The 24,045-nt window shown below is 67.2% G+C and carries 26 protein-coding genes; 23 read left to right on the forward strand and 3 right to left on the reverse strand.

Annotated features, from left to right (window positions below):
• Nucleotides 1-123: 123 nt before the first annotated feature.
• Together ACSMXM_RS07420 and ACSMXM_RS07425 are read right to left on the reverse strand one after the other, a co-directional pair.
• Complete coding sequence (locus ACSMXM_RS07420) at nucleotides 124-546, reverse strand: type II toxin-antitoxin system VapC family toxin (protein WP_088712607.1); 423 nt, start codon at nucleotides 544-546, stop codon at nucleotides 124-126.
• Nucleotides 543-788, reverse strand: a complete 246-nt coding sequence (locus ACSMXM_RS07425) for a FitA-like ribbon-helix-helix domain-containing protein (protein WP_088712608.1) — start codon at nucleotides 786-788, stop codon at nucleotides 543-545. Before ACSMXM_RS07425 ends, ACSMXM_RS07420 begins: the two co-directional genes overlap by 4 nt.
• A 458-nt stretch (nucleotides 789-1,246) precedes the next feature.
• Between ACSMXM_RS07425 and ACSMXM_RS07430 the strand changes: the two genes are divergently transcribed.
• The 4 genes from ACSMXM_RS07430 to ACSMXM_RS07445 all read left to right on the forward strand — a co-directional run bounded on the left by ACSMXM_RS07430 (nucleotide 1,247) and on the right by ACSMXM_RS07445 (nucleotide 7,237).
• Entirely contained in the window at nucleotides 1,247-3,307 is a 2,061-nt protein-coding gene (locus tag ACSMXM_RS07430; protein ID WP_088712609.1) for a ParB/RepB/Spo0J family partition protein, read from the forward strand.
• 161 nt (nucleotides 3,308-3,468) lie between these two features.
• Complete coding sequence (locus tag ACSMXM_RS07435) at nucleotides 3,469-4,212, forward strand: DCL family protein (RefSeq protein WP_088712610.1); 744 nt, start codon at nucleotides 3,469-3,471, stop codon at nucleotides 4,210-4,212.
• A 78-nt stretch (nucleotides 4,213-4,290) separates the two neighbouring features.
• Nucleotides 4,291-6,588 (forward strand): AAA family ATPase, encoded by a 2,298-nt coding sequence (locus ACSMXM_RS07440; RefSeq protein ID WP_088712611.1) that lies wholly within the window; start codon nucleotides 4,291-4,293, stop codon nucleotides 6,586-6,588.
• 208 nt (nucleotides 6,589-6,796) lie between these two features.
• The gene (locus ACSMXM_RS07445) at nucleotides 6,797-7,237 is read left to right on the forward strand and encodes a DUF736 domain-containing protein (protein ID WP_431768021.1); all 441 of its coding nucleotides are present in this window, start codon (nucleotides 6,797-6,799) and stop codon (nucleotides 7,235-7,237) included.
• 55 nt (nucleotides 7,238-7,292) lie between these two features.
• Here ACSMXM_RS07445 and ACSMXM_RS07450 read toward each other — a convergent pair whose 3' ends face one another.
• A complete protein-coding gene (locus tag ACSMXM_RS07450) occupies nucleotides 7,293-7,622 on the reverse strand; it encodes a hypothetical protein (protein WP_088712612.1) in 330 nt (109 codons plus the stop codon).
• Nucleotides 7,623-7,879: 257 nt separating this feature from the next.
• Here ACSMXM_RS07450 and ACSMXM_RS07455 point away from each other — a divergent pair, with 257 nt between their 5' ends.
• The 19 genes from ACSMXM_RS07455 to trbL all read left to right on the forward strand — a co-directional run bounded on the left by ACSMXM_RS07455 (nucleotide 7,880) and on the right by trbL (nucleotide 24,043).
• A complete protein-coding gene (locus ACSMXM_RS07455) occupies nucleotides 7,880-8,722 on the forward strand; it encodes a DUF932 domain-containing protein (RefSeq protein WP_088712613.1) in 843 nt (280 codons plus the stop codon).
• 521 nt (nucleotides 8,723-9,243) lie between these two features.
• On the forward strand, nucleotides 9,244-9,516 hold the full coding sequence (locus tag ACSMXM_RS07460; RefSeq protein ID WP_088713447.1) for a DNA -binding domain-containing protein: 273 nt from the start codon (nucleotides 9,244-9,246) through the stop codon (nucleotides 9,514-9,516).
• A gap of 133 nt (nucleotides 9,517-9,649) precedes the next feature.
• Nucleotides 9,650-9,871: a transcriptional regulator domain-containing protein gene (locus ACSMXM_RS07465; protein WP_088712614.1), complete on the forward strand. Its 222-nt coding sequence runs from the start codon at nucleotides 9,650-9,652 to the stop codon at nucleotides 9,869-9,871.
• Complete coding sequence (locus ACSMXM_RS07470; RefSeq protein ID WP_210308524.1) at nucleotides 9,810-10,433, forward strand: DUF2285 domain-containing protein; 624 nt, start codon at nucleotides 9,810-9,812, stop codon at nucleotides 10,431-10,433. The genes ACSMXM_RS07465 and ACSMXM_RS07470 overlap by 62 nt, the downstream gene beginning before the upstream one ends.
• A gap of 128 nt (nucleotides 10,434-10,561) precedes the next feature.
• A complete protein-coding gene (locus tag ACSMXM_RS07475; RefSeq protein ID WP_015459426.1) occupies nucleotides 10,562-10,828 on the forward strand; it encodes a helix-turn-helix transcriptional regulator in 267 nt (88 codons plus the stop codon).
• Complete coding sequence (locus ACSMXM_RS07480) at nucleotides 10,825-11,331, forward strand: DUF2840 domain-containing protein (protein ID WP_088712615.1); 507 nt, start codon at nucleotides 10,825-10,827, stop codon at nucleotides 11,329-11,331. The genes ACSMXM_RS07475 and ACSMXM_RS07480 overlap by 4 nt, the downstream gene beginning before the upstream one ends.
• On the forward strand, nucleotides 11,328-11,873 hold the full coding sequence (locus ACSMXM_RS07485; RefSeq protein WP_088712616.1) for a S26 family signal peptidase: 546 nt from the start codon (nucleotides 11,328-11,330) through the stop codon (nucleotides 11,871-11,873). Before ACSMXM_RS07480 ends, ACSMXM_RS07485 begins: the two co-directional genes overlap by 4 nt.
• Nucleotides 11,874-11,908: 35 nt before the next feature.
• Nucleotides 11,909-12,244, forward strand: a complete 336-nt coding sequence (locus ACSMXM_RS07490) for a DUF736 domain-containing protein (RefSeq protein WP_088712617.1) — start codon at nucleotides 11,909-11,911, stop codon at nucleotides 12,242-12,244.
• Between the two features lie 4 nt (nucleotides 12,245-12,248).
• Nucleotides 12,249-13,160 (forward strand): lytic transglycosylase domain-containing protein, encoded by a 912-nt coding sequence (locus tag ACSMXM_RS07495; RefSeq protein ID WP_088712618.1) that lies wholly within the window; start codon nucleotides 12,249-12,251, stop codon nucleotides 13,158-13,160.
• A gap of 238 nt (nucleotides 13,161-13,398) precedes the next feature.
• Nucleotides 13,399-15,156, forward strand: coding sequence for a relaxase/mobilization nuclease domain-containing protein (locus ACSMXM_RS07500; RefSeq protein WP_054725789.1), 1,758 nt, complete (start codon nucleotides 13,399-13,401; stop codon nucleotides 15,154-15,156).
• A 13-nt stretch (nucleotides 15,157-15,169) separates the two neighbouring features.
• Nucleotides 15,170-17,143: a conjugal transfer protein TraG gene (locus ACSMXM_RS07505; RefSeq protein WP_054725794.1), complete on the forward strand. Its 1,974-nt coding sequence runs from the start codon at nucleotides 15,170-15,172 to the stop codon at nucleotides 17,141-17,143.
• Between the two features lie 9 nt (nucleotides 17,144-17,152).
• Complete coding sequence (locus tag ACSMXM_RS07510; protein ID WP_054725797.1) at nucleotides 17,153-17,581, forward strand: ribbon-helix-helix domain-containing protein; 429 nt, start codon at nucleotides 17,153-17,155, stop codon at nucleotides 17,579-17,581.
• A 172-nt stretch (nucleotides 17,582-17,753) separates the two neighbouring features.
• Complete coding sequence (trbB, locus tag ACSMXM_RS07515; protein ID WP_054725800.1) at nucleotides 17,754-18,740, forward strand: P-type conjugative transfer ATPase TrbB; 987 nt, start codon at nucleotides 17,754-17,756, stop codon at nucleotides 18,738-18,740.
• Nucleotides 18,737-19,069, forward strand: a complete 333-nt coding sequence (locus ACSMXM_RS07520; RefSeq protein WP_054725809.1) for a TrbC/VirB2 family type IV secretion system protein — start codon at nucleotides 18,737-18,739, stop codon at nucleotides 19,067-19,069. Before trbB ends, ACSMXM_RS07520 begins: the two co-directional genes overlap by 4 nt.
• The gene (locus tag ACSMXM_RS07525) at nucleotides 19,069-19,341 is read left to right on the forward strand and encodes a VirB3 family type IV secretion system protein (RefSeq protein ID WP_054725812.1); all 273 of its coding nucleotides are present in this window, start codon (nucleotides 19,069-19,071) and stop codon (nucleotides 19,339-19,341) included. The genes ACSMXM_RS07520 and ACSMXM_RS07525 overlap by 1 nt, the downstream gene beginning before the upstream one ends.
• Complete coding sequence (trbE, locus tag ACSMXM_RS07530) at nucleotides 19,338-21,773, forward strand: conjugal transfer protein TrbE (protein ID WP_054725815.1); 2,436 nt, start codon at nucleotides 19,338-19,340, stop codon at nucleotides 21,771-21,773. Before ACSMXM_RS07525 ends, trbE begins: the two co-directional genes overlap by 4 nt.
• A complete protein-coding gene (gene trbJ / locus ACSMXM_RS07535) occupies nucleotides 21,770-22,486 on the forward strand; it encodes a P-type conjugative transfer protein TrbJ (protein ID WP_054725818.1) in 717 nt (238 codons plus the stop codon). Before trbE ends, trbJ begins: the two co-directional genes overlap by 4 nt.
• A 4-nt stretch (nucleotides 22,487-22,490) precedes the next feature.
• Nucleotides 22,491-22,742, forward strand: a complete 252-nt coding sequence (gene trbK-alt, locus ACSMXM_RS07540; RefSeq protein ID WP_054725821.1) for a putative entry exclusion protein TrbK-alt — start codon at nucleotides 22,491-22,493, stop codon at nucleotides 22,740-22,742.
• Nucleotides 22,739-24,043, forward strand: coding sequence for a P-type conjugative transfer protein TrbL (trbL, locus tag ACSMXM_RS07545; RefSeq protein ID WP_088712619.1), 1,305 nt, complete (start codon nucleotides 22,739-22,741; stop codon nucleotides 24,041-24,043). The genes trbK-alt and trbL overlap by 4 nt, the downstream gene beginning before the upstream one ends.
• Nucleotides 24,044-24,045: the final 2 nt, after the last annotated feature.

Below are 24,045 nucleotides of genomic sequence, written 5' to 3' on the forward strand. Positions count from 1 at the left end.
CGACGAGGCGTGCGGCGGCGGAGCTTGCGAGGAAGGGCCATTCCAACAGGCTGCCTCGCACCCGCGCCTTGCACAAAGTTTCTGTCGCGTCGTAGCGCAGATAAGGGCGTGCTGCGGCGGACGTCATGCTTCCCCCCAAGGATCGACAACGGTGATGCCGCAGTCGGTGAAATCGCGGACATTGCGAGTCGCCAATCGTGCGCCGCGCGAGCGCACGATGGCGGCGATTTGCGCATCAATCTGGCTGATCGGCTTGCCGCCCTGTTTCCGCCCGGCGGCGATCTCTGGATAGGCGCCGGCCGCGTCGGTATCGAACGGCAGCACGCGTCCGGCAAGATCGACATCGAACATGGGGCGCGCCGCTGCCAGCAGGTCATCGCGGCGGCGTCCCTCGGGAAGCAGCGCCAGACCGTAGAAGATTTCCGCCTGCGTCAGCGTCGTCGTGAACACGCCTGCCATCGGCTGCTCGGCGATCCACGCCATGACCCTCGGGTCAGGCTCGCGCCGCATCAACTCGGAAATGACGTTGGTGTCGAGAACGATCATTCGCCGAAGTCCACCGCCCGGATCGGCTCGCGGGGCCGGTCAGGCAGATCGACGCCGCCCAGCGCGCCAAAGCGTTCATGGATCGCCTGGCCCAGATTGCGAGGCCGCGGGATTTCGGTCGAGAGCGCCGAACGCAGGATGTCACGGGCCTCATCTTCCATCGACCGGCCGTGCATCGCCGCGCGCAGGCGCAGGCGATTTTTGATCGCGTCGTCGATGTTTCGGATCGTCATGACCGCCATTACGCACCTCCATAAGTCATTGACTGCATGTTAGTCGATGAAGTGGGAAATTGCAAGGTTAGGGTTGGCGCCTCCCTACGGGACCGCCGCTCTATCTTCGCTTCGCTCCGACCGAGCCCCTGACGGGTCTCGTCCCTGCCGGGTGACGATCAGCATGGCGGAGCGGCGCTGGCGCGCCGGTCGGTCAATCCGCCCTGCGGATTGCGGGGTCGTTCGAGCTGCGGAGATCGGGCCAGGGCTGCGCCGGCCCGATCGCATTGTTTGTAGCTCTCCCCGTCGGTGGGGTGGGCGACGCTTCCCTCTAGGCCCGCCGCGCCGGGCCGCAACGCGCGTACCGCGCTTACCTCCTCTGCGTTCCGGCCCTGCGGGTGCTGCCCGGCTCCGCCGGCGGGCCTGCCGGTCCGCTCCTTCGCCGCCCACCCCATTCCGGGGTGAGTGCGGTTTGAAGGAGAAGTGTGATGAACGCTGTTACCGAAACCGTTGCCGCCGAGCCTGTGTCGGGCGTCGAGCTTTCCGTGCCTCTCGCTAAGCTCAAGAAGTCCCCCCGCAATGCCCGCAAGGTGCCGCATGGGGAGGCCGCTATCGAGGCGCTGGCCGCTTCGATCCAGCACAAGGGGCTGATCCAGAACCTTGTCGTGGAGCCGGAAACCAAGGAGGACGGAACCCCGACCGGCTATTATCTCGTCACCGCTGGCGAGGGCCGCAGGCTGGCGATGCTGCTGCGCGCCAAGCGCAAGCAGATCAAGAAATCGGAGCCCGTGCGCTGCTGGCTCGATACGGCGAACGACCCGTCCGAGATCAGTTTGGACGAGAACGTGACCCGGACCCCGATGCACCCCGCCGATCAGTTCGAGCGGTTCCGCGAGCTTGCGGACGGCAAGGGCTGGGGCGCGGAGGAAATCGGCGCGCGGTTCGGCGTGTCGGCTTCCGTGGTGAAGCAGCGGCTTCGCCTTGGCGCGGTCAGCCCCAAGCTGTTGCAGGTCTATCGGGAGGACGGCCTTACGCTCGATCAGCTTATGGCCTTCGCCATCACTGAGGACCATGCTCGGCAGGAGCAGGTTTTCGAGGGTCTGCATCACAACCGCGAACCGTGGATCATCCGGCGCGACATGACCGCTGCCAACGTCCCGGCGACCGACCGGCGCGCGGTGTTCGTCGGAGCCGACGCCTATGTGGAGGCGGGCGGCAGCATCATCCGCGACCTGTTCAGCGAGGACCGGGGCGGGTTCTTCGAGGATGCGGGCTTGCTCGATACGCTAACCACCGAGAAGCTGCGGGAGGTTGCCGAGCAGGTGCAAGCCGAGGGCTGGAAATGGGCCGAGGCGCATATCGACTATCCCCACGCCCACGGGATGCGCCGGTTCTATCCGCAGTCGGTTCCGCTGTCCGACGAGGACGAGGCGCGGCTGGAGGCGCTGTCCACCGAGCATGACGAGCTTGCCGAAGGCTATTCGTCCTATGACGATATGCCCGAGGACGTGGCGACGAAGCTGGAGGCGGTGTCCGACGAGATCGACGCCATTTCCGAGAAGCGCCATGCCTACGACGCCAACGTGGTCGCGTATGGCGGCGCGTTCGTGGTGCTTCACTATGACGGCAGTGTCAGGGTCGAGCGCGGTTTCGTCCGTCTTGAGGACGAGGCGCTGGCGGACCCGCAGCCCGAACCGGAAGCCAAAGGCGATGCGCCCGAACCGCAGGCCGGGGAGGACGAGCAGCCGGAGGACGGCGACGAGGACGTGCGGGAAATCGAGGAGGAGGACGAGGAACCGGGCAAGCCCATTTCCGACAGCCTCACCCGCGACCTGTCCGCCTATCGGACGCTGGCGCTTCGCGTGGCGTTGGCCGACCAGCCGGACACGGCGTTGGTCGCGCTGACCCACACGCTCACCGCGCAACTGTTCTACAGCTATGCGGAGGCGGGTTGCCTTGAGGTCCGTCCGACCGTGACCCCCTTGGGGAGCCACGCGGACGGGATCGAGGATACGCCCTTGGCGGCGCGGTCGAGCGAGCAGCACGAGGCTTGGGCCGAGCGGATGCCGCGTGACATCGCGGGCCTGTGGGACTTCATCGTCGGACTGGACGAGGCGAAGCGGCTGGCGTTGCTGGCGCATTGCGCGGCTCGCACCGTCAACGCCCTGCGGCTGCCGTGGGACCGCAAGCCCCGGACGCTACAAACCGCCGACCGGCTGGCAAGCGCGCTGGCGCTGGACGTGGCGAAGGACTGGACGCCTACCGTGGACAGCTACCTTGGCCGCGTTACCAAGGCGCACATCGTCGAGGCCGTGACCGAAGGCGTGTCCGAGGATGCCGCCCGCCGTATCGCGGACATGAAGAAGCCGGACATGGCGCAAGCCGCCGAGCAGCTTCTGGCCGGGACCGGCTGGCTGCCTGCCGTGCTGCGGACGCCAACGCCGGAGGCCGAGCAGCCCGCGACCATCGAGGTCGACGACACCGAGGCCGTGGAGCAGCCGTCCGAAACGGAGGACGGCGAAGCGTTCTACGCCGTCGCCGCCGAGTAGCGGCACCGGGCCGGGGCCGCGCGAGCGGTCCCGGCCTTGCTCTCACCCTAAAAAAATCGGCCGCGCGCGGGCGCGCGGCCGACCTTGTTGCGTGTCGCCTTGCGTCGAACCATCCTCGCCGATAGCCAGCTTGGCAGGCGGAACGGGGATACGGGGTAGCAGTGGCAAAGGCGATCGATCTGTCGAACGGCAGAGCATGGAAGACCCAAAGCGCCGCCTTGGCTCATTTCAAGGATATGCTCGCCCGCTATTCCGATGAGGACGTGGTCGAAGACCGTGCCGACCATGACGACCTGATTGCCCTTCTCGAACGCTATGATGCCGTGATCGTCGATGGCCCCTCGAAGATCGGCGACGGGGTGGACTCCTTTTTCCGGCGCCGGAACACCGGCGACGGCTACTCGACGCCCGGTTTCTGGGTGCGGCGCGTTGACGGGAGTGAGACGGATTTCAGCTATCTGGCGGCCGTTCGGGGAGCCCCGAAATCAAACGCCCAGGAGTTCTATGACGCCTGCCGGGCGGCGGTGGCCGCAGATTTGAAAGCCGCCAAAGCCCGGCACTTCAAGACCTACGGCGACGAACTCGGCCGCGTTCCCTGCGAGCTGACCGATGAGCTTATCACCATCGACGCGGCTCATATCGACCACGCCTATCCGACATTCGGCCAACTGGTCCTGAGCTTTCGCGCCGCGCGGGGATGGCAGCACGAAGTGCCCCCCGGCACCGTCACCGTCCCGGCAGACAGCCAAACCACGACGACATTCGTCGATCCGGCCGTTGTCGCCGCGTTCCGGCAATTCCATCATGGCGCCGCCATTCTGAGAATCGTGGCCCGGACCCGCAATCTGGCGATGTCGGCCGGGCAGCGCAGGCCAAAGGTTCGCAGGCCGGTGGTTTTGACCTGAATCATCGCTGACCCTCGCGACGGAGAGCTTATGGTTGTGCCATCCATAGTATAGTGGCGGACCAAGGGGGGATTCGGCGTGGTCCAGGCAATTCAACTACTGCGGAATATTGGCCAGTTCGATTCGGTGAACGCTGGCGCTCAGATTCCGTTCGCGAAGCTCACGGTTGTCTATGGCGAGAATGGGCGCGGGAAGACGACGCTCACCGCCATCCTGCGCTCCCTCGCAACGGGGGCCGCCGCGCCGATCAGCGATCGGCATCGTCTCGGCGCCGCCAATCCCCCGCATGTGGTGATCGGCTTGGCCGCCGGAGCGCCCGCCGTCTTCGAAAACGGCGCCTGGTCCCGAACCGAGCCCAATGTCGCCGTTTTCGACGATGAGTTCGTTGCGCAGAACGTGTGCTCGGGCATTGAGGTTATTCCCGGCAATCGCCAGAACCTGCATGAGTTGATCGTCGGGAGCCAGGGTGTCGCGCTGAACGCCGCCGTGCAAACGCATGTCGATCGGATCGAGCAGCACAACCGTGATCTCCGCGCCAAGGCCGATGCGATTCCCGCCGCGCGGCGCGGCGGGCTCGACGCCGAGGCATTCTGCGCGCTGCAACCGATCCCCGACCTCGACCGGGAATTGGCCGACGCAGAAAAGCGCCTGGCCGCAGCGCGGTCGTCGGAGGTGGTCGCGACGGCAGCGATATTTCCAGCGCTCTCCCTGCCAGCCTTCGACCTCGACGCCTTGGACGGGCTTCTCGGCCGAGATTTGCCGGGTCTGGAAGAGGCGGCGGCCGAGCGGGTGCAGGCCCATATCGCGCTGCTTGCCCGTGGCGGTGAGCGCTGGATTGGCGAAGGGCTGACGCACGCCGACCATGCCGCGGCGGCAGGCCCGGCCATCTGTCCGTTCTGCGCCCAGGATCTCGCCGGCTCTTCCGTGATCGGGCACTACCGCGCCTATTTCGGTGACGCCTACAACGACTTGAAGCGCGACATCGCCAACGCGATCCAAGCCCTCACGACCACCCATGCCGGCGACGTGCCGGCCGCCTTCGAGCGCACCGTGCGCGAAGCGATCGAGCGCCGCGAATTTTGGCAGGCTTTCACGGAAGTCCCCGCCATCCAGATCGACACCGCGGAAATTGCGCGCGCCTGGAAAGCCGCCCGCGACGGCATCATGGAGCGTTTGAAAGCCAAGCAGGCCGCCCCGCTGGAGCCCTTGGCGCTAGGCGACGACGTGCGCGCCGCCGTCGCGACCTATGAGGAACAGCGGGTGGGCCTTGATCGGGTTGCTGCGGTCTTGGTGCAGGCGAATGAGGCTCTGGCACTCGTCAAGGAAGAAGCGCGCGCGGCCAACGTCGCCGCGCTTGCCGCCGATCTGACGCGGCTTCGCGCTGTCGAGGCCCGACATCAGCCGGACATGGCCGCGCTCTGCACCGCCTATGTTGACGAGCGCGATGAGAAGGGCCGGACCGAGACCGCGCGGGACCAAGCCCGCGAGGCGCTGAACCAATATCGTCAGAACGTCTTCCCGGCCTACCAAGACGCGGTGAACGACTATCTGCGTCGTTTCAACGCCGGCTTTCGCTTGGGCAACGTCGCCCCCGTGAACAATCGCGGCGGATCGGCCGCCAACTACAATGTGCTCATCAACAATATCGCCGTGGGGCTCAACGCTGCCGAGGGACCGTGTTTCCGGACCGCGCTGAGTGCTGGCGACCGCAACACCTTGGCGCTCGCCTTCTTTTTCGCCACGCTCGAACGTGACCAGGCGCTCGCGCAGAAGATTGTCGTGATCGACGATCCTATGAGCAGCCTTGATGAGCACCGCACCCTGCACACCGTGCAAGAGATTCACCGTCTCGCGGGCGCCGTGGGGCAGGTCATCGTCCTCTCGCACTCGAAGCCGTTCATCCTCAATGTCTGGGAAAAGTGCGGCGCGCTCCCGCGCGCCTCGCTCCAGGTTGTGCGCGCGCAGCAGGGCTCGACGCTGGTGGCCTGGGACGTCACCGGCGACATGATTACGCTGCACGACAAGAGACACGCCGATGCGCTCGCCTATCTCCAAGCGGCGGACCCGGCCGTCGAGCGCAAGATCGCGGAGTCGCTTCGCCCGATGCTCGAAACCTTTGTCCGCGTCGCCTTCCCCGCGCAGTTCAGGCCCGGCGGTAAGCTCGGTCAGTTCGCAGATATTTGCCGTCAACGGCTCGGAACGGCCGACGAGATACTGGGGCCAAACGACACCGCCGAGCTACGGGCGCTTCTCGACTTCGGCAACCGCTATCACCACGATGAGAACCCGGCTTACCAAACCGAGGCGATTAACGATCGCGAGCTGGCCGACTTCACGAGGCGAACGCTCGCCTTCGCTTCACGTCCTCGGCAGTGATGATCGCCCGGCCAAGCGGGGGACCGGCTAACGCCCGCTGATGCTCTTGGCCCGCGTGAGGCATGGCGCCGTCGATGCCATGTTCCGCCCCGATATTTGCCGACCACCCCGCACAGCCTCGTAATGGCCTGATCTGATCGGAGGACGCCTCCGTCTCGATCGTCTTGGCGCAACGGCGTCGCACGGCTTTTTTCCGCCGCCTCCGGCTTTGCATCGCGATCCAAAAAAGCCGCCCGCCGCCGTCCTGCACTTCGTTCCGGCCGCCCACGGTGCGCAGCCGCTCGCCACCGATCCGTCGATCGCCATCGAGGCCGCGATGGGCGTGGCTCGAGCAAATGGAGATTACGACATGGCTACGATCGGCACCTTCACCGCCAATGACAAGGGCGAGTTCAACGGCGTCATCAAGACGCTCACCCTCAACACCAAGGCCGTCTTCCGCCCGATTGAGAGGAATGGCGACAAGTCTCCCGACTTCCGCGTCACCGTCGGCAACCTCGACATTGGGGCCGCCTGGAAGAAGACCAGCCGCGAGGATCGCGCCTACTTCTCGGTCAAGCTCGACGATCCGACCTTCCCGGCACCGATCTACGCCACCCTCTCAGAGACCGATACCGCCGGCGAGTACGCGCTGATCTGGTCTCGCTGATCCGCCGCAGCGCCCCGCTCCACGGAGCGGGGCGCCTCTTGTCGGGAAAAGTTGGCTAGCCGGGCAGCGAATCGAACAGCGGAAGCGGCATCGGTGCGCGCTCCGGCAGCGCGCCGGCATCGTAGGGCGCAATCGCCACCCATTCGACAGCCCAGTCCAGCGTCAGCTTGCCGGGGCCGATGCGCGAGAAACCGGCACCGTCCACCACGACTCGGAAATCGAAGCGATCCTCCTCGGCTTCGAGGCGACCTTCGATCAGCGAACCGTCGCTTGCCGCCAGCAGGAAACGCTCCTCAACCGCGTCATAGGGCACGCGTAGCGTCTTGGTGATGTCGCCCGCGACCGCGATGCGCCGGCCGGGCTGTCCCGTGATCGTGATGCTCATACCGACTCCTTGCCGCCGGTTTGGATCAAAACAGGAACAAATGGCAAGGGCTGTTTGCTGGCGCCGCAGAGCGGCGCGGTGCTTGGGGCTCTGCCCCCGGCGCACTGCAAGCGGCTTCCGCCCAGCTTCCCTCGCTTCGCTCAGTGCAGCCGGTTCCCCGCGAAGCCGCCTTCCGTTTGCACCCCCGGTCTCGCCGACGGGCAGGGTTTCAGCGCGGCGCTCCGCTGCGCGGAAACCCAAGCTCAAGGAGTTCAGCCATGTATCATCAACTTGCCACGCGGTTTGGCCGGAACGCCCATCAGATCAGCGGTCGGGAGCCGCTCGACAACGAGGCGCTTTATCGGCACGTCCCGTCCATCTTCGCCCGTGAGGCGCACGACAGCCGTTCGGAGCGGTATGTTTATGTGCCCACTATCGACATTGTGGAGGGACTGCGCCGTGAAGGATGGTTCCCCTTCTTCGCTGTCCAGTCGGTGCCGCGTGATGGAAGCCGCCACGGCCACGCCAAGCATATGCTGCGCCTGCGCCGGGACGAGGGCATCGGCAAGGCCGAGGCCGCCGAAGTCATCATCGTGAACAGCCATGACGGGACCAGCGCCTATCAGATGTTCGCCGGGATGCTGCGGTTCGTTTGCACCAACAGCATGATCGCGGGCGAGCGGTTCGAGGAGGTCCGCGTTCCGCACAAGGGCAACATCGAGCACGACATTATCGAGGGCGTCTATGCCGTCGCCGAGGACTTCCCCCGGCTGATCGACGCCAGCGAGTCGATGAAGTCCATCCAGCTTTCCGAGGACGAGCGGCGGTTGCTCGGCGAGGTTAGCCTTGTCGCTCGCTACGGAGAGGATGAAAGCCCGCTGCGGCCCGAGCAGATCATCGAGCCGCGCCGGCGCGAGGATGTGGACCGCAGCTTGTGGACCACATTCAATGTCATTCAGGAGAATGTCATTCGGGGCGGATTGCAGGGCCGCAAGCGCAACGCCGAGGGCCGTATCCGCCGCGCACAGACTCGCGCGATCAACGGCATCGACCAGAATGTGACGCTGAACCGCGCGCTCTGGACGCTCGCCGAGGGAATGCAGCGCCTCAAGGCAGCCTAAGGTTCGCCGCCGCAGGGTCGAAGTTCCGGCCCTGCGGCTTCCGCGATTTCGCGCCGATCCGCTTCACCGGATCGGCGGCAGGCGCGCGCCCCATAGGTCCGCGCGACTGCAATGGCGCGCTCGCCGGGCTGGCGCCCGGCTCGCGCTGGGTAGTGGTAAAATCCCTGCCGCTGTCCTAAAAGGACAGCGGGCCGCTACGCGGCGGCCTGGGGTTGGTAGCCCCACGTTTAGCGGTTTGGTGTCGGCCGAAACGACGCCGCGAATCCTTGACCATGCGGTCGGGGAGCCTGCGACGTATGTCCAGGCGCTCCGGTGCTAAAGGTCGTAGGGCCGACTAAACGCGGTTTACCACTCCCCGATCACGGGTTCAGGAGCTGTTTGCGGGGGCGCACCGCAAACCAGCAGCTCCGTGAGTGATTGTCGAGCAATGCGGATTGCGCACCTAGTTATGCTGAGCAAGCGCATCGAAAATGCTTCGCCGAGGGTCTATTGGTTAACGCGGGCCAAGACGTGAGGGCATGATGGGCAACAACCATTTTCATGACCGAGCGCCTGATTCGCCGCAACTCACCGAGTACGACGAAGGCCATTTGACCGCTTATCTTCGCCTGCTCGATGCTGACGCAGAAGGGACCGACTGGCGGGAGATTGCCGCCGCTATTTTCGGCATCGACGTGGGCGCGGAACCCCATCGCGCCAAGGCGATGCACGAGAGTCATCTTGCCCGCGCGCGGTGGATGACAGAGATTGGATATGCGCATCTGCTCGGCTGCAACCGGCCGCTAAATCGTTAAGATTGAACCCCAAATTGGAAGTATTCGCGCCGCCTTCGCCGCACGGTTGATCGCTATCTTTGCGCTATAATAGCCAGGACAACCGGAAGATGTTGCGCTCCTGACGCGCGCTAAGCGCGGTTGGGAGGATGCAATGCCGACGCCGCCAAGGCGTCGCCAGCGGCGCGCCGACGGACTGTCCGGCGCCCTCGGGCGCGCCGATTTCGCCGCTGAGTTTCTACGCCGAAACCGCACCTATCGCGCCGAACACAAGCAGATGCAGCAGCGCATCGCAAGCGGCGCCGTCGCGCAAAGTGCCGCCGAGATGGCCTTCGCGCGGCGATGGGGGTTGTCCTTTCGCTACGGCGCCGGATGACCTCTCAGAGCCGGTCCCCTGGCGCCCGGAACTGACCGCCGTCACGGTCATCCTCGACGCAGCGCCGGAAGGATTCGACAGCGCTTCGCCGGTCGATCCTCGCGCACTCGGCGGGCTGCTCGCCGACCTAGCCGGCATCGACGGACGCCATGTCATCGTCGCCGACGCGGCGGGTGAGCATCGGCTGTGGCTGCGCGATCCGCAGCCCGGCCGGCCGCTCGCTGCCGTCATCCCGCTCGACAAGGATTTTGTCACCCGCATCGCCAGCTTGCTGCGCTTCCATCGCCGCCTGCTCGGCCGCGCCGCCGGGCCGCTGCCGCGCGGCTGGCCGCTGACCGCCTATCGGCTCGCCCGGCTCGACCTGATGCTCCGCGCGCTCGACCTGCGCGACGGCGGCGCGACCTATCGCGAGATCGCGGTGGCGCTCGGGCGCGACGAGGCGGCGCGGCTGTCCGCGAGCGATTGGAAGATGTCCGCCGCGCGGTCGTTCGTCGTCCGGCTGGTCCGCGACGGCATCGCCATGATGAACGGCGACTACCGCAAGCTGCTCCGCATCCGCTGATCCGCTCCCCGCTGCCACCCCGCGCGGGGGGGGGCACATCCGTGCAGCCGCACATCTTCATACCCCACCCGGCCGCCTCCCTTCTGACAATTACGCCTCCTGCCGCCACCGCCCGCAGGAGCCGTCACTTGTCCGATACGCCCACCAACCTGCCGCCCCGCTTTCTGCGCACGCCGGAAGCCGCGCGCTTTCTCGGCCTCTCCGGCCGCACCCTTGAGAAGCACCGCTATTTTGGGACCGGGCCGGCCTACCGCCGCATCGGCGGCCGGGTGGTTTATTCGGTCGATGACCTGCGCGCCTGGGCCGACATCGGCATCAAGCATTCGACCTCCGATCCGGGACAGGACGACCTCATGCCGCGCGCGGACTCGGCCATCGCCCGGAGCCGGCGATGACCGTCCCCCTGTCCCCGATGCGTCATCGCCAGCCGTCCGACGACGGTATGACTCGCGTCGAGTTGACCTGGATCGAGAAGCGGATTGAGCACTGGATCAGGTTCGGGCGCGTCGCCGTTGACGAGATCGTCGACCGCCGCCGCCGCATCGTCCGCTTCCGTCCCGGCGCCATCTTCGCGTTCGTCCGCTGGGCCGCCAACGACTACGGCACGGTCAGCTCGCGCATCGACATCGTGCGCGCGGTCGGCGTGGGCGAGCCGTTCACGACGCTGCCGTTCGTGCGGCCCGGCGGCGACATCCTGCTCAAGATCGAGGGCTGGCCGAAGGTCAGCCAAGTGCTCGCCGCAATCGACGCGGCCGAGGCCGCGGGCGTCGATCCCTGCGATGCCGCGCCCGATCATTGGCGACACGTCGCCAACCGCATCGCCGCCGGACATCAGCCGCGCCCCTATACGCTGGAGCGTCATCGCGCCTGGCTCAAGCGCCGGGAGATCGAAGGATGACGCGCCGTGGATGGACCATCGCGACGGCTTCCGCCGCGTCGCTGTTCGCCGTGTCGTTCACCGCCGTCGCGGTATTCGACCCGCTGCCGCGCGTCATCTGGAACGCCAGCGCGAGCGCGCCGCTCGGCCTCTACCGCATCGAGCCCGACCGCGATCCCGCTATCGGCGCGCTGGTCGCCGTGACGCCGCCCGCGCCGCTGGCGCGGTGGCTGGCCGAGCGCGGCTATCTCGGCGAGCGCGTGCCGCTGTTGAAGCATGTCGCGGCTAAGGCCGGGCAGCGCGTGTGCCGGATCGGCGCCGTGGTGAGCGTCGATGCACGGCCGGTCGTCGTCGCCTTGGCGCGTGATGGACGAGGCCGGTCGCTGCCTGTCTGGCAGGGCTGCCGCACGCTGCGCGCCGGCGAGCTGCTGATGCTCAATCCCGATCACGCCGACAGCATGGACGGCCGCTATTTCGGGCCGCTGCCGGCCTCGACCGTGCTCGGCCGCGCCATGCCCGTGCTCACCCGCGACACCCCGAACGCGCCGCTCGCGTGGCGCTGAACCCGCTTGTCCCTGCCAACCCTAAGGAGAGTCCCATGCAGATCGGCAGCTTTTTCCGTACCGCCAGCGGCTACGAAGGCATCATCGAGACGGCGACGCTCGACATCCGCATCTCGATCGTCCCGGCCGAGGCGAGCGACGCCGACAAGGCGCCGGACTGGCGCGTTCATCGCGGCGACGGCGGCGAAGGGCCAGAGATCGGCGCGGGCTGGAACGAGACCGGCGAACGCGCCGGGGACTACGTCTCGCTGCGCATCGACGATCCCGCCTTCGCGCAGCCGCTCCGCGCCGCGCTGTTCCAGAACACCGGCGACAAGTCGGCCTGGTCGCTGCGCTGGAACCGCCAGCCGAAGTCGCGCGAGCAGGACTGATCCGGTGCGCTTGTCCATCATCCCTTTGTTCGCGGGAAAGCCGTCTCATCCCTCCGTCCCGCTCGGTCGCAGGCCGGCCGGGGCGCGCAGCGAAGGTCAAGGGCGGCCGCAGGCCGGCGCAGCGCGCGCACCCTTGAGCGTAGCGAGCACGCTGGCAGGCTGGCGGCGGAGTGGAGTCGGATCGGCGTTGGCATTGGCCGTCGCGCTGCTGTCCGGCGGGGCTGCGCCGGTCGCGGCGACGGCGCAGGATTTGCCGGCCGCGCGATCGGCGGCGGTTCATCCCTACGCCGGCCACGTCGCCGATGCCGCGCGGCGGTTCGGCATCCCCGAGGCATGGATATGGGCGGTGATGCGCGTCGAGAGCGGCGGCAACTCGCGCGCCGTCTCGCGCGCGGGTGCGATGGGATTGATGCAGATCATGCCCGCGACCTGGACCGATCTTCGCGCGCGATATGGCCTCGGCGCTGACCCGTTCGACGTGCGCGACAACATCATGGCGGGCGCGGCCTATCTGCGCGCGATGCACGACCGATACGGCAACGCGAGCGCGATGCTGGCGGCCTATAATGCGGGACCGGGCCGCTACGACGACTTCGTGTCGCACGGCCGCCCGCTGCCGCCCGAGACGGTCGGCTACCTCGCCCAGCTCACCGCCGCCATCGGCACGTCGGGCGCTGCGGAGGTGGCGGTTAGCGCGCCGCCCGATCCGTTCGCCTGGCGACGTGCCGCACTGTTCGTCCGCACCGCGAGCGCCGCGTCCGAGGGCGTCTCCGTGCAGTCGGACGATGAAGAACCCGCGCCCGAACTGCCGACCGATGGGGCGACATCCGGCGACGTTAGCGCCGTCGCTCTTCCTGCCAGCGAGCCGGCGGACACGCTGTTCGTCCCCCGCGCCCGCGCGGGCCGACCGCAATGATCCGCGCGTCATCCCCATCATCCGTCCCGAGCAGGAAAGTGGCTGGGGAGGGAGAAAACGGCAGGGACAGACGAGGGCAAGATATAAGCCGCACCCCGTTTCGCCGAAAAGCCAAGGCTTTTCCGTGGCTTCATGCGGGGGCGTCGGTCGGCGCGCGTGCCGCGCGGAAGGGAAAAGCAAGCAAAATCAACGTCTCGAATGGCACCACGGGCCATTTACGGCCGAAAGCGGCCCGGCCGTGAGCGAGGACAGTGAGTTCCGCGTTCGGCCGGGCAAGGCCAAGCGCAGCAAGGCGCAGGGCCGCAATGCGCGCGGCCTGGTGGCCGAGGTGCTGCGCGTGGCCGCGATCCACAGCGGAGGCCGGCGCACCGGGGGCGGCTCGCGCCGAGGTCGCCAATCCAGTTTCGGGCGGGGACGAACAGCATTTGCCCGCAGCCGGTTATTCGGATCGGGCCGTCGAGTGATGGTGAAGGCGCTACCCGTGAACCATCGCAGTCGCGGGGGCCGACGCATGGCGCCGCTGTCCGCGCACGTCGCCTATTTGAAGCGCGAAGGCGTCACCCGTGACCGTTCCCCGACGCGCATGTTCGACGCGGCCGGAGACAATGCCGACGATCGCGCATTCACCGAGCGGTGCAAGGATGACCGGCATCATTTCCGCATCATCGTCTCGCCGGAGGATGCGGCCGAGCTGACCGACCTACGCGAATACACCCGCGATCTCGTGCGGCAGATGGAAACGGATTTGGGGACGCGGCTCGATTGGGTCGCGGTCGATCATTGGAACACCGACAACCCGCACGTTCATATGCTCGTGCGCGGTGTCACCGACACCGGCACCGATCTCGTCATGGCGCGGGACTATATCAGCCACAACCTGCGCTCCCACGCCGAGGAGCTGGCGCAGGCCGAACTTGGGCCGAAGCCTGAGCATGAAGTGCAGCGCGCGCTCGACCGAGAAGTGACGGCCGAGCGCTGGACGCGGCTCGATACCGAGATCGGCCGCGCGGCCGACGAACTGGGGGTCATCGACCTGCGCCCCGAGCGGCCCGGTCCGGCCGATCCGCGCCTCCGCCGGTTAATGGTCGGCCGCTTGCAGCATCTGGAGACGATGGGGCTCGCCGCTGAGGGTGAGCCCGGACAGTGGGCGGTTGCCGAAGGCGCGCAAGGCAAGCTGCGCGAGCTGGCCGCGCGCGGCGACATTATCCGCACCATCGGACAGGCTCTGAAAGATCACGGGCAGGACCGGCCGCTGGAAAGCTACGCGGTTGTGAGCGGCGCGCCGGAAAAGCCAATCGTCGGCCGGCTGATCGACAAGGGGTTGCACGACGAGCTGTATGGCGCGGCCTATGCCGTGATCGACGGCACGGACGGCCGCACCCATCATGTGCGGCTGCCCGGAATTGAAGCGCTGGAGCAAAGCCCGACGCTCGGCGGGATCGTCGAGCTGCGCGCTATAGGCAAGCCGGGCGAGCCGAAGCCCACCCTGATCCTCGCCACGCGATCGGACCTCGACCTCGCCGCGCAGGTGAAGGCGCCCGGCGCGACCTGGCTTGACCATCGGCTGATCGAGCGCGGCACGGGTGTCGCGGATGGCGGGTTCGGTGCGGAGGTGTGCCGTGCGATGGACGCGCGCACCGATCATCTTGTCCGCGAGGGGCTGGCGCGCCGCTATGGCCAACGCGCGGTGTTCGAGCGCGGCTTGCTCGACACGCTGCGCAAGCGCGAGCTGGACGCCGTTGGCGCGAAGATCGCGGGCGAAACGGGCCTTGCGTATCGCCCGACCACCTCCGGCGAGAAGATTGCCGGCGTAGTCCGCCAGCGCCTCGCACTCGCCTCCGGTCGCTTCGCCATGATCGACGACGGGCTCGGCTTCCGTCTCGTGCCCTGGGCCAGCGCGCTCGAACAGCAGCTCGGTCGCCAAGTGTCCGGTGTCGTTCGCGCTGGTGGCGGCATCGACCTAGCGCTCGGCCGCAAGCGCGGCCTCGGCCTCTGACAAGGAAACAGCCATGTCCGCGACGAAAATCCTGTGGGGCCAGATCATCGCTGTCTTTCTGATCGTGCTCGCAGGTGTGTGGGGCGCGACGCAATGGACCGCCGCGGCCTTGGCCTATCAACCCGAGCTGGGGCCGCCCTGGTTCATCGTCGGCGGCTGGCGTGTCTATCCGCCGCCGGCCTTCTTTTGGTGGTGGTTCTCGTTCGACGCATACGCGCCAGCCATCTTCAAGACCGGCGCATTCATCGCCGCGTCGGGCGGGTTCGTGTCAATCGCCGTCGCCATTGGAATGTCTGTGTGGCGTGCGCGCGAGTTGAAGAACGCCGAGACCTACGGCTCGGCACGCTGGGCGACAACGCGCGAGGTTCGGGCGGCCGGGCTGCTGGGCGCGAACGGCGTCGTGCTCGGCAGACTCGACCGGGACTATCTGCGCCACGATGGCCCCGAGCATGTGCTGTGCTTCGCTCCGACGCGGAGCGGCAAGGGCGTCGGGTTGGTTGTGCCGTCGCTACTCACCTGGCCGGCCTCCGCGATCGTCCACGACATAAAAGGCGAGAACTGGTCGCTGACCTCGGGCTTCCGCGCGCGACACGGCCGCGTGCTGCTGTTCGATCCGACCAATGCCGCATCGGCTGCCTACAACCCGTTGCTGGAAGTGCGGCGCGGCCAATGGGAGGTGCGCGATGTGCAGAATGTGGCGGACGTGCTGGTCGATCCCGAAGGCAGCCTGGAGCGCCGGAACCATTGGGAAAAAACGTCGCACTCGCTGCTGGTCGGCGCGATCCTTCACGTCCTCTATGCCGAGCCGGACAAGACGTTGGCCGGCGTCGCGTCGTACCTCTCCGATCCATCTCGCACGATCGAGCAGACGCTGGCCGCGATGATGGCGACGCCGCACCTTGGCGAAGCCGGCGTTCATCCCGTCGTCGCCAGCGCGGCGCGAGAGCTGCTGAACAAGTCGGATAACGAGCGGTCGGGCGTGCTCAGCACGGCCATGTCGTTCCTCGGTCTCTACCGCGATCCTGTTGTGGCGCAGGTCACGCGGGCCTGCCAGTGGCGCATATCGGATCTGGTGGGGGGCGAACGGCCGGCGACGCTCTATCTGGTCGTGCCGCCCAGCGACATATCGCGCACCAAGCCACTCATCCGCCTCATCCTCAACCAGATCGGGCGCCGTTTGACCGAGGAGCTGACCCCGAAGGGCAACCGCCACCGCGTGCTCCTGATGCTCGACGAGTTTCCCGCCTTAGGCCGGCTCGACTTCTTCGAGTCTGCCTTGGCGTTCATGGCCGGCTACGGGCTCAAGGCGTTCCTGATCGCGCAGAGCCTCAATCAGATCGAGAAGGCTTACGGCCCGAACAACGCGATCCTCGACAACTGCCACGTCCGCGTGAGCTTCGCCACCAACGATGAGCGGACCGCCAAGCGCGTCTCGGACGCGCTCGGCACCGCGACCGAGATGCGGGCGATGAAGAACTATGCGGGTCACAGGCTTTCGCCCTGGCTCGGGCATCTGATGGTGTCGCGGTCAGAGACCGCTCGCCAGCTCCTCACGCCGGGCGAGGTGATGCAGCTGCCGCCCGATGACGAGATCGTCATGGTGGCGGGCGTCCATCCGATCCGGGCGAAGAAGGCCCGCTACTACCGCGACGCACGGTTCGCCGAACGTATCATGTCCGCGCCCACCCCTGACGCCGCCCAGGTCCGGCGCGATGACTGGACGGGCCGCGCCGTCATCGCCGATCCCGCCGCCGTGGCGCAGATCGTCCGTTCGGCGGAGGACGCGGCGAACGGCGGATTGCGCCGCGAACCCGAACTGCCGGAGCATGTCGCCATCGCGCCCGAGACCTCGCCACCGCCCGCGCAGGAGTTTGCGATCATGGACGACGAACCCGACGACGCCGCGCGGCAGGCGGCGGTGCGGCGCCGGATGCAGGGGCTCGCGCGGCAAGCGTCGCTCGACCCCGGCGATGGTATCGAGCTGTAGGCGGCGATCATGCGCGTCCGGCTCAATGTCTATTTTCCGCCAGCGCTCGCCAAGCAGGTTGACGAGCTGGCGATCCGCCGCCGCATCTCTCGCTCGGCAATCGTGGAGGCGGCGGTCGCCTCCTACCTCTCGCCGGACGGCGCCGACCGGATGGAGGCGGCGTTCGCTCGACGGCTCGATCGCTTGTCGCGTCAGGTCCAGCGGCTTGAGCGCGACACCGGACTCACGATTGAGGCACTGACGTTGTTTGTGCGGTTCTGGCTGACGGTGACGCCGCCATTGCCCGACGAGGATCAAGCGGCCGCGCAGGTGAAGGGACGCAAGCGCTACGAGGGTTTCGTCGAGACGCTCGGCCGGCGCTTCGCCAGCGGCAAGAGCTTGAGGGACGAGATACCGGAAGATGTCTGGCCGCGCTCCACTTCGACTGAGTCGGACTGAATAGACACGCCAACCACCGCGTAGTCGAAAAGCAATTCCGCCGCCGACCACGTATCTGCCGCCCCCTCTACTACGCCAGCAAGTAGCTGTTGCGGCAGAAGTATTTATGCGTCTCTTGCTGTGCCCCGACAGCCGGGCGGCGGTTCGCCCGGCCCTTCGCAGGGCCAGTTCCTTGACCGTTCATCCGATCCGATCCGAGGCCAAGACGCGCGGCGCGCGGATGCTGCGCACCGCGCTCGGGCCGTCGATCTCGGCATGGCTGGACGACCCGACCGTGATCGAGGTGATGCTAAACCCGGACGGGAGGTTGTGGCTCGATCGGCTCGGCGAAGGCGTTAGCGATACCGGCGAGACGCTGACCGCCGCCGATGGCGAACGCATCGTGCGCCTGGTCGCTCATCATGTCGGCGTCGAGGTTCATGCGCGCAGTCCCCGCGTGTCGGCAGAACTGCCCGAGGGCGGCGAACGATTCGAGGGCTTGCTGCCGCCTGTCGTAGCGGCTCCCGCCTTCGCTATCCGCAAGCCCGCCGTCGCGGTGTTCACGCTTGACGACTACGCCACCGCCGGGATCATGTCGGCCGACGCGGCGACGGCGCTGCGCGAAGGCGTATCGGCTCGCGCCAACATTCTCGTCGCCGGCGGCACCGGCAGCGGCAAGACCACGCTGGTCAACGCGCTCTTGGCCGAAGTCGCCAAGACGACCGACCGCATCGTTCTGATCGAAGACACGCGCGAGCTGCAATGCGCTGCGCCCAACCTCGTCGCCATGCGGACGAAGGACGGCGTGGTGTCGCTGTCCGAGCTGGTCCGTTCGTCGTTACGGCTTAGGCCGGATCGCATCCCGATCGGAGAGGTGCGCGGCGCCGAGGCGCTCGACCTCATCAAAGCCTGGGGCACCGGCCATCCGGGCGGCATCGGAACCATTCACGCCGGCACCGCACTTGGCGCGCTCCGCCGCATGGAGCAACTCGTTCAAGAGGCGGTCGTGACAGTCCCTCGCGCGCTGATCGCCGAGACCATCGACCTGATCGCCGTGCTGGTCCGTGACGCGCACGGCCGGCGTCTCGCCGAGCTGGCCCGCGTCGAAGGACTCGACGCCGCGACCGGCGACTACCGCCTTACCCTGCTTCCCAAACCCCAGCCCGGAGACCTGCCATGATCCATGCCATTCGGCATGGCGCGCGTCGCGCCATGCTCGCCACCACCGCCAGCGTCGTCGCGCTGACCTTTGCCGTTCCGGCCCACGCGGGCGGATCGTCGATGCCGTGGGAAGCGCCGCTGCAAAGCATCCTCGAAAGCATCGAGGGGCCGGTGGCGAAAATCGTCGCGGTCATCATCATCATCGTGACCGGCCTGACGCTGGCTTTCGGCGATACTTCCGGCGGCTTCCGCCGGCTGATCCAGATCGTGTTCGGTCTCAGCATCGCCTTTGCCGCGTCGAGCTTCTTCCTGTCGTTCTTCTCGTTCGGCGGCGGGGCGCTCGTCTGATGCAGGACGCAGCCGAACCGATCGCGGGCTTCTATGCCCCCGTCCACCGGGCGCTGACCGAGCCGATTTTGCTCGGCGGCGCGCCGCGGTCGCTCGCCATCGTCAACGGGACGCTGGCCGGCGCGATCGGGCTCGGCCTGCGTCTCTGGATCGCCGGCCTGGTCATCTGGGCGATCGGCCACGCGCTTTCCGTATGGGTTGCACGACGCGATCCGCAGTTCGTGGACGTGGCCCGGCGCCATCTCCGCTTCCCGACATGGATGCAGCCATGATGAGCTTGCGCGAATATCGCAGCAAGGCCGCGTACCTTGCGGACTTCCTGCCTTGGGCCGCGTTGGTCGGCGAAGGTGTCGTGCTCAACAAGGACGGTTCGTTCCAGCGCACCGCACGCTTCCGCGGCCCTGATCTCGACAGTGCGACGCCGGCCGAGCTGGTCGCCACCACGGCACGCTTGAACAGTTCACTCCGGCGCCTGGGCTCCGGTTGGGCGATCTTCGTGGAGGCGCAGCGCAGTCCCGCGCTCGATTACCCCGAGTCCGAGTTTCCCGATCCCGTTTCTGCGCTGGTCGATATGGAGCGCCGCGAACAGTTCCGTGAGGAAGGCGCGCATTTCGAGAGCGCCTATTTCCTGACGTTGCTGTGGATGCCGCCGGCCGAGGACGCCGCGCGGGCCGAAGGCTGGCTTTACGAGGGCCGGTCCACCACCGGCGTCGATCCGTGGGAGCTGCTCAAAGGCTTCACCGATCGTAGCGACCGCGTGCTCAATTTGGTCGAGGGTTTCGTGCCCGAGGTCCGCTGGCTCGATGACGGCGAGACGCTGACCTACCTCCACTCGACGATCTCGACGCGGCGACAGCGTGTGCGCGTGCCGGAAACCCCGATGCACCTCGACGCGCTGCTCGCCGATGAGCCGTTGACCGGCGGGCTGGAACCTTGCCTGGGCGACCATCATCTCCGCATCCTCACCATTACCGGCTTTCCCAGCTCGACGTTTCCGGGGCTGCTCGACGAGCTGAACCGACTGGCGTTCGGCTATCGCTGGTCCACCCGCGCGATCATGCTCGACAAGACCGACGCGACGAAGCTGCTTACCCGCATCCGTCGCCAGTGGTTCGCCAAGCGCAAATCCGTCGCCGCCATCTTGAAGGAGGTGATGACCAACGAGGCGAGCACGCTGCTCGACAGCGACGCCTCGAACAAGGCCGCCGACGCCGACACCGCCTTGCAGGAGCTGGGCGCCGACTATGCCGGCATGGCCTATGTCACCGCCACGGTGACGGTGTGGGACCGCGATCCCGCCATCGCGGCCGAGAAGCTGAGGCTCGTCGAGAAGGTTATTCAGGGCCGCGATTTCACCGTCATTCCCGAGGGCATGAACGCGATCGAGGCGTGGCTGGGCAGCCTTCCCGGCCACACCTACGCCAATGTTCGCCAGCCCCCGATTTCCACCATCAATCTCGCCCACCTGATCCCCCTGTCAGCAGTATGGGCGGGGCCGGAACGGGACGAGCATTTCGGTGCAGCCCCCTTGCTCTACGCAAGAACCGAAGGCTCGACCCCGTTCCGGTTTTCCCTTCACGTCGGCGATGTCGGCCACACGCTGATTGTCGGCCCGACCGGCGCCGGCAAATCGGTCCTGCTCGCGCTGATGGCGATGCAGTTCCGCCGTTACGAGAACAGCCAGGTCTTTGCCTTCGACTTCGGCGGCAGCATCCGCGCCGCCTCGATCGGCATGGGCGGCGACTGGCAGGATCTCGGCGGAATGCTTGCCGACGAAACCGGCGACGGGGTGCAGCTCCAACCGCTCGCCCGCATCGACGATCCGGCCGAGCGAGCGTGGGCGGCGGAATGGCTGGCGGCGATCCTCGCGTCCGAAGGCGTCGCGGTCGATCCGCAGGCTAAGGAGCATATCTGGTCGGCGCTCAACTCCCTGGCGTCGGCGCCGGTTAGCGAACGCACGCTGACCGGCCTTGCCGTGCTGTTGCAGAACCAGCAGCTCAAACAGGCGCTCGCCTCGTATTGCATCGGCGGGCCGTGGGGCCGGCTTCTCGACGCCGAGGACGAGCGCTTGGGCGAAGCCGCCGTGCAGGCGTTCGAGACCGAAGGACTGGTCGGCGCCGGCTCCGCCGCCGCCGTTTTGTCCTACCTGTTCCACCGGATCGGCGGGCGGCTGGACGGCTCGCCCACACTCATCATCATCGACGAGGGCTGGCTGGTTCTCGACAGCCCGGACTTCGCAGCGCAGCTCCGCGAGTGGCTGAAGACCCTTCGCAAGAAGAACGCCAGCGTCGTCTTTGCCACGCAGAGCCTTGCGGACATCGAAACGTCGAGCATCGCCCCGGCCATCATCGAAAGCTGCCCGACGCGCATCTTCCTGCCGAACGAGCGCGCCGCCGAGCCGCAGATCGCCGCCATCTACGAGCGGTTCGGGCTTAACGCCCGCCAGATCGAAATCCTCAGCCGGGCGATACCCAAGCGCGACTATTATTGCCAGTCGCGGCGCGGCAACCGGCTGTTCGAGCTGGGGCTGGGCGAGGTCGCGCTGGCCTTCGCCGCCGCGTCGGCCAAGGCCGATCAGCTCCGCATCGCCGACATCATCGAGACTCACGGCCAAACCGCATTCGCGGCCGAATGGCTGCGCCATCGCGGCTGCGCCTGGGCGATCGAGCTTCTTCCCCCCCGCCAGCAGGAGTTACCGCTATGACCCGACTTCCCCTGCGCCGCGCCATTCTGGCCGGCGTCCTCGCCACCGCGACCATCGCGCCGATCGCGGCGCCCGTGCCGGCCTACGCGCAGTTCGGCGGGATCGTCTATGACCCGACCAACTATGCGCAGAACGTGCTGACCGCCGCGCGCACGCTGGAGCAGATCAACAATCAGATTCGCCAGATACAGAATCAGGCGACTTCGTTGCTCAACGAGGCCCGCAATCTGGCGAGCCTCCCGCAATCCTCGCTCGCCGAGTTGCAGGGCCAGGTGCGCCAGACCCAGCAGTTGCTCGGCCAGGCGCAGCGCATCGCCTATGACTTGGGCCAGATCGACCAGGCTTTCACCAGCCGATACACAGCCGGCGCCATGTCGGTCCCGCAACGGCAGCTCGTCGCAAATGCGCGCGAGCGGTGGGAGACCAGCGTAGGCGCGTTTCAGGACGCGCTCCGCGTTCAGGCCGGCGTCGTTGGAAATATCGACGGCTCGCGCGCGACGATGAACCGCCTCGTGTCGGCGAGCCAATCATCTCAAGGCGCGCTCCAAGCGGCTCAGGCCGGCAACCAGCTTCTCGCGCTGCAATCGCAGCAGCTCGCCGACATCGCGGCGTTGCTGGCCGCTCAAGGCCGAGCGCAATCGCTGGAGGCGGCGCGAAATGCAGCCGCCGAAGCCGAGGGGCGCGAGCGCCTCCGCCGCTTCCTCGGCAACTGAGCCGATGTCGGCAGCCGTCAAGATCGCCGGCGTCGCCACGCTGGCAGGGCTCATGATGACGGTGGCGGTGATCGCCGCCGTCACCGAGCCGCGCGTGCCGGAGGCGGCCAACGCCGTGGCGGCACGCGCCGAGCGCGATCCCTTAGCGGCGGAACTCGCGCGTTGCCGCGCGCTCACCATGCCGGATTCCGGCTGCGAGGCGGCATGGGCGGCGCATCAACGCCGGTTCTTCGGCAGGGAAGGCAATCAGCGGTGAACGACACCGGCATCATCGACAACTTCCTACAGGTTTTCACGACCTACATCGACAGCGGGTTCGGACTGCTCGGCGGCGAGATCGCGTTCCTTTCGACCACGCTGATCGCCATCGACCTGACGATTGCCGGTCTGTTCTGGGCATGGGGCGCCGACGAGGACGTGCTTCAGCGCCTCATCAAAAAGACGCTCTACATCGGCGTCTTTGCCTTCATCATCGGCAATTTCTCGACACTGGCGACGATCGTGTTCCAGTCTTTCGCCGGGCTGGGCTTGAAGGCGACGGGCGATGCCATGAGCATCGCCGACTTCATGCGCCCCGGCTTCATCGCCGCGACCGGCTTGGATGCGGGTGAGCCGCTGGTCGTTGCTGCGGGCGAGCTGGTCGGTCCAATCTCATTCTTCACCAACTTCGTTCAGATCGTCGTGTTGCTGCTCGCTTGGGCGCTTGTCGTCATCGCCTTCTTCATCCTGGCGATCCAGATTTTCGTGACGCTGATCGAGTTCAAGCTGGTGACGCTCGCCGGCTTCGTGCTGTTGCCGTTCGCCTTCTTCAGCAAGACCGCCTTCATGGCCGAGAAGGTGTTGGGCCATGTCGTCTCCACCGGCATCAAAGTTCTCGTGCTCGCCGTCATCACCGGCATCGGCACGACGTTGTTCAGTCAATTCACCGCCGCCGCTGGCCCAGAGCCCACGCTGGAGCAAGCGATGTCGATCGCGCTCGGCGCGCTGTCGCTGCTTGGCTTGGCGATCTTCGGCCCCGGCGTAGCGAACGGCATCGTCTCAGGCGGGCCGGCCCTCGGCGCGGGCGCAGCCGCCGGGACCGCGCTGGCCGCAAGCGGCGCGCTGGTTGGCGGTGCAGCCGCCGCACGCCTCGGCGCCGGCGCGGCTGCAAGCGCGATCGGCGGCGCGGCACGAGGGAGCGCCTTTGCTTCCGGCGCCGCCAGCAGCGCCTATGCGCTCGGCTCGGCAGGCAAGACCGGCGCAGCCGCCGTCGCGGGTGGCGCGGCCGGTGTCGGCCAAGCGGCGGCGGGTGCGGCGATTTCCCCGCTACGGAAAGCCGCCGCGTCCCTGAAAGACAGCTATCGCGCCGGCGGTCGCGCAGCAGTCACCGCGACGCGAGGCACGATTTCAGGAGGTGCTTCGCCATCGGCACCAGCCTCCGACGACAGGCCCGCTTGGGCATCGGCCATGAAGCGCCGCCAGACCATGACCCACGGCGCGACGATCGCCGCCCACACCCTACGTTCCGGCGACGGCGGGGGAAGCGGCTCGTCCGTCGATCTCCATCAGAAGGACTAGCT

Source organism: Pacificimonas sp. ICDLI1SI03 (assembly GCF_054740865.1).